The 3,987-nt window shown below is 29.4% G+C and carries 3 protein-coding genes; all 3 read left to right on the top strand.

Annotated elements, in window-relative coordinates; translation table 11 throughout:
- The first annotated feature begins 194 nt into the window (after positions 1–194).
- Positions 195–500, top strand: a complete 306-nt coding sequence (locus Q0370_RS09445; protein ID WP_299575050.1) for a PTS sugar transporter subunit IIB — start codon at positions 195–197, stop codon at positions 498–500.
- A 423-nt stretch (positions 501–923) separates the two neighbouring features.
- Positions 924–2,258, top strand: coding sequence for an anthranilate synthase component I family protein (locus Q0370_RS09440; RefSeq protein WP_299575048.1), 1,335 nt, complete (start codon positions 924–926; stop codon positions 2,256–2,258).
- Positions 2,259–3,896 carry an anthranilate phosphoribosyltransferase gene (gene trpD / locus Q0370_RS09435; protein WP_299575046.1) on the top strand — a complete coding sequence of 546 codons (1,638 nt, stop codon included), beginning with the start codon at positions 2,259–2,261 and terminating at the stop codon, positions 3,894–3,896. It begins immediately after the preceding gene.
- Positions 3,897–3,987: the final 91 nt, after the last annotated feature.

The raw sequence follows: 3,987 nt of genomic DNA, 5'->3' as shown, positions 1-3,987 counted from the left end.
TTTATTTTATAAAAACTTATTTTTTCGATATTTAAAACAGATTATAGACGAAAAAATATTATTTTTTTATAAAATTTGACTTCTAAAAAATTGGTGGTATACTATGAGTGTAAAAGTTAACCTTATTCAGAACAAAACAATGAAAATATATTTAAAAATAAATTTTTTGGCAAGAGAAGAAAGGGTGATTAAAAATGAAAAAAATCTTATTATGCTGTGCAGCAGGAATGTCTACTAGTCTATTAGTAAACAAAATGAAAGCTGAAGCTGAAAAAAGAGGAATTGAAACTAAAATCTGGGCAGAGCCTCTTGATAAAGCAAAAGAAGAATTTAAAAAAGCAGATGTTGTCCTATTGGGACCACAAGTTAAATATGCTTTACCTGAAGCAAAAAAAATTGCTGAAGAAAATAATATTAATATAGATGTGATTAGTATGGTTGACTATGGAATGATGAACGGGGCAAAAGTACTGGATCAAGCGTTAAATTTGCTTAAATAGTTCCATTTAATTGTGTTTTATTAAAAGTTCAAATACTGAAAAAATCATTTTAATCATTAATAAAATTTATGGTTAAATTAATAAAATATATTTTACAAAATACATTTTTTGTGGTATATTATTTGTAGAGTAAAATAATAAATAAAAATTTTAAGGAGTGATTACAATGATTAAACAAACTTGGATTTGGTGGAAAAAATTAAATACAATTTAATATTTTTTTGCCAGCTATGTTGAAATTTATTGTAATTACTATTATTAAATATTGTGAGAAAAGCATTGGTGAAACAAAATCAATGCTTTTATTTTATACAATTCTCTTAGTCGGTAAAACGATTTAAGAGAATTTTTTTTATAAATTTCAACTAAAAAAGAAAAAATACTGGAAAGAAAAATACAATAATATAGAAAGTGAGATATTTTATGTTAACAAATAAACCTACTTATTACTACTCTATTATCAGAAATAAATTTAGCAATTCCTATTTTGCTGAAGATGAAAGGCAAGTTATTATTGGGATTGACTGTGAATATTTCGATTCTAATGAATATAGTTATGACTCATTAAAAAAAATATACAATTCTTTTGTAAAACAGAAAAAACTTTCCCCTTTTGCAGGACTTTTTGGGACATTTGCTTATGAGTCAATACATTTTTTTGAAAAAATTGGAAAAATTGAAAAAGAGCAATTTAAATTTCCGCAGTTTATTTTTGCCAATGCAAAGGCATATTTACATTATTCAAAGACTAGTAAAGAATTTTCCTTTTATGGCGATGAAGAAAAATATTTTAATTTTTTAAATGATGAAATTTCTCAAAAATTTAATGATTCTGATTTATTTTATGATATAAAAACAGATTTTAAAGAGGAACAATTACATTATTATGGAATTATTGAAAAAGCAAAGGAATATATTAAGTCTGGAGATATTTTTCAAGTTGTTCTAAGCGAGCAGTTAAAACTTACGTCAAATATGGATTCTCTTGATTTTTATGTAAAATTGTCAAAGGCAAATCCGAGTCCGTATATGTACCATTTTCCTACGAAATATGGGGACATTGTTGGTTCTAGTCCTGAAATACTGGTTGATATTTCATCGGATAATATTTATATTGCTCCTATCGCTGGAACTCGTCCTAGAGGAAAAGATGCCAACGAAGATGCATTTTTAGCAAACGACTTATTAAATGATGAAAAAGAATGTGCTGAACATAGGATGCTTGTTGACTTAGCTAGAAATGATATTGGGAAATTTGCAGAAAGTGGCTCAGTTGTTGTAAAAAATCTTATGCATATTAAGAATTATGAACATGTAATGCACATTGTAACTGATGTTTATGGGAAAAAGAGAAAAGATGTGTCGATATTTGAAGTTATCGCTCAGGCTCTTCCAGCGGGAACGCTTTCTGGATCGCCAAAAATTCGTGCTATGCAAATTATTTCAGAACTTGAGACATTTAAAAGAAATGTTTATGCTGGTGGAATTGGATTTTTAAGATTTAATGGGGATGTTCAGCTTGCGATTATTATTCGTACTGCATTTTTTGAAAATAAAAATTATGACTTAAATGAAGTTGATGAGGTTCGGAATGTATTTATTCAAGCTGGAGCAGGAATTGTGTTTGATTCTGTAAAAGAAAAGGAATATGATGAAATTTGCCATAAAAGAGCATCTGTGCTAAACATTTTTAAAAAATTCTGCAATGAAGAAAAAAATAAAAACAATGAAAATAAAAGTGGAAAGGATGTGAAATAAATGATTTTGATGATTGACAATTATGATTCTTTTGTATTTAATGTTGAGCAATATTTGAAGGAAATGACTGATGATGAAGTTATTACCGTTAGAAATGACGCAATAACAATTGATGATATAAAAAAAATGAATCCTAGTAAAATAATTTTTTCTCCAGGTCCAAAACATCCAAAGGACAGCGGAATTTGCTTAGAAATTTTAAATAATACTGATGAATTGGGGAATATTCCAATTTTAGGAATTTGTCTTGGACATCAGGCAATTGGAATGAATTTTGGCGGGGAAATAAAAAGGCTTGAAAATCCGTTGCATGGTAAAACTTCAGAAATTACAGTCTTATCCGAGAATTCTGTATTATTTAAAAACTTGCCAAAAAAATTTAAAGTTATGAGATATCATTCACTTTATGTTGACGATATTCCAGAAGATCTTGAAGTTACGGCAAAATCTGAGGATGGGGTTGCAATGGCTGTGGAACACAAAAGTAAAAATATTTTTGGAATACAGTTCCATCCAGAATCAATTTTTACTGAATATGGAAAAAATATGATACGAAACTTCTTGAATATTGAAGTTTTAGAAACTTTGCAAAATAATGAAAATTCTAAAAATACTAAAGAGAAAGGAAGCTTTATTGATATGAATAAATATTTAAAAAAATTACAGGAAAATATTGCATTGACAGATACTGATTTTCGCGAAATCTGTAAAATTATTGACAGCAAAAATTATGACATTGTACAACTTGGAGCCTTGCTTGTACTAATTTCAGAAAAAAGCCTTTATCCTGAATCGCTTACAGCATTTGTGAAAAATATTCTGGAATACAGCACAACTTTTGAAGATGATTCTGATATGATTGATGTTTGTGGGACTGGTGGCGATGGATTCAAGACGATAAATATTTCAACAGCTGTCGCATTTATTCTAGGAGCAATGGGAGTAAATGTGGCAAAACACGGAAACCGTGCAATCTCAAGTAAAAGTGGAAGCAGTGATGTGCTTGATAAACTAGGAGTACCGCTTGAAAACTCACTTGCAAATCAAATTGAAAAACTGCACGTAAAAAATCTTGCTTTCTTTCATGCCCCATTTTTCCACAAATTAGTTGGAGAAGTTCGAGAAGTTAGAAGCCGTCTTGGAATAAGAACAGTATTTAACATTTTAGGTCCACTGCTTCACCCAAACACAAAATTAAAATACCAATTGGTTGGACTTTATCACGAGCCTGTACACAGATTATACGCTGAAACATTACAATTACTGGGAAGAAAACATGCATTAGCTGTTCGAGGAAATGATGGGCTTGATGAAATAACAATTTGTGATGACACTAAAATTATTGAAGTAAAAGGTGAACAAATTCTCGAATATACAGTATCTCCTGAAAGCTTTGGCTTTAAGCGTGCTTTCCATTCTGAAATTGAAGGCGGAACTCCAGAGGAAAATGCTGAAATCTTGATAAAAATCTTAAAAGGCGAAGAAAAATCAGCAAAATTTGATATTGTCGTATTAAATGCAATGTTCGCACTTTATACTGCGGATGTGGTGGATCACCCTGCGAAAGCAAAAGATATGGTTTTAGAAGCGATTGAGAGTGGGAAGGTTTATGAGTTTTATGAAAACTATACAAAGTAAGTTTTTGATTTTAATAACTTTAATATTGGCTATTTTAGGATTTTTTCTTTATAGTACCAGCACAAGAAAAATCAATTTTAATCCTGAAAAA

This window comes from uncultured Leptotrichia sp. (assembly GCF_938036635.1).
Taxonomy (GTDB): domain Bacteria; phylum Fusobacteriota; class Fusobacteriia; order Fusobacteriales; family Leptotrichiaceae; genus Leptotrichia; species Leptotrichia hongkongensis.
Note: the sequence above shows the minus strand (reverse complement) of the source record. Positions and strands in the feature narration are given on the sequence as shown.